Origin of the sequence: Actinomadura keratinilytica (assembly GCF_039539665.1) — a bacterium.
In the GTDB taxonomy this organism is placed as follows: domain Bacteria; phylum Actinomycetota; class Actinomycetes; order Streptosporangiales; family Streptosporangiaceae; genus Spirillospora; species Spirillospora keratinilytica.
Window position 1 is genome coordinate 1 of record NZ_BAABDO010000263.1, and the last position, 1,321, is coordinate 1,321.

Sequence of the window (1,321 nt, forward strand, 5' to 3'; positions counted from 1 at the left end):
CACCGTGGCGCCCGCCGCGCCGCCCGCGCGGGCGGCGGCGCCGGCGCCGCGGCCGGTGCCGCTGTCGGCGATCTCCGTTCCGGCGGCGTCCCGCTCCGGCCCGAACAGCGTGGACGGCGCCGGACGGGGCCGGCCGTCCTCGGCGGCCAGCACCTCGCGCAGCACCCCGGTCAGCTGGTCGGCCATCTCGGCGGCGCTCTGGAAGCGGGCCGCCGGGTCCGGGTGGGTGGCGCGGCGCAGCAGCCGGTAGTACGACTCCTGCCGCTGCAGCAGCGGCACCTCGTTGCGGGGCGGCAGGCTGCGCAGGTGCCGCCGGGTGTAGCCGCGGAACGGGAAGCTCAGCACCGCCAGCGCCCGGCCCACGGTGTACAGGTCGGAGGTGACCGAGGGGCCCCGTTCGGAGATCTCGGGGGCCTGGTAGCCGGGCGTGCCGAAGATCGGGCTGTCGACGTCGAAGGCCCGCCGCACCCCGCCCAGGTCGATCAGCTTGAGCTGCTCCTCCGACTGGATGGCGTTGTCGGGCTTGAAGTCGCAGTACAGCAGGCCCACTCCGTGCAGGTAGCCCAGCGCGCGCAGCACCTCCAATCCGTAGGCGAGGACCTGCGGCAGCGGCAGCGCCGCCTCCTCGCCCTCCTGCTTGCGGCGCTGCAGCAGGATGTCCTTGAGGGACTGGCCGCCGACGTACTCCATGACGATGTAGCCGGAGTCCCCGTGCCGCACGAAATTGTAAATCTTGACGATATTAGGGTGCTCCACCTCGGCCAGGAAGGCGCGCTCGGCGGCGGCCGCGGCCAGCGAGTCGGCGTCGCCGGTGTCCAGCAGGCCCTTGAGCACCACCCAGCGGCCGTTGACGTTGTGGTCGCGGGCCAGGTAGATCCAGCCGAGCCCGCCGTGCGCCAGGCAGCCGAGCACCTCGTACTGCCCGCCGACCAGGTCGCCGGGCTTGAGCTTGGGCGTGAACGAGAACGGGTGCCCGCACTTGCGGCAGAAGCCCTCGGTGCGGCCGGGGCGCCCGTCGCGGCTGCGGCCGACGGGCTCGTCGCAGCGGCTGCAGAACCGGCGCTTCTCCGGCACCTCCGGATTCTTCATGATCGCCGACGCGGGGTCGCGGTAGGGGACGGGCGGCACGTTCACCAGTCCCTCGCCCAGGGTGCCGCGCCGCGCCGAGCCGCCCGAGGCGCCGGACGACGGCGACCCCCGCCACAGCGTCCGCCCTCCGCTGGACGGCCCGGACCCCAGCGAGCCCGCCGCGCCGGACGGCTGCGACCCGGCCTGCGGCGCGGTCTGCGCCGGCGGCCGGGAGGGCACCCCCGCCCCGGAC

The 1,321-nt window shown here is 75.1% G+C and carries 1 protein-coding gene; it reads right to left on the bottom strand.

Annotated features, from left to right (window positions below; all coding sequences use genetic code 11):
* Positions 1-1,134: protein kinase domain-containing protein (locus ABD879_RS32585; RefSeq protein ID WP_425549676.1), on the bottom strand; the 1,134-nt coding region annotated here is incomplete at its 3' end.
* Between the last annotated feature and the right edge of the window lie 187 nt (positions 1,135-1,321).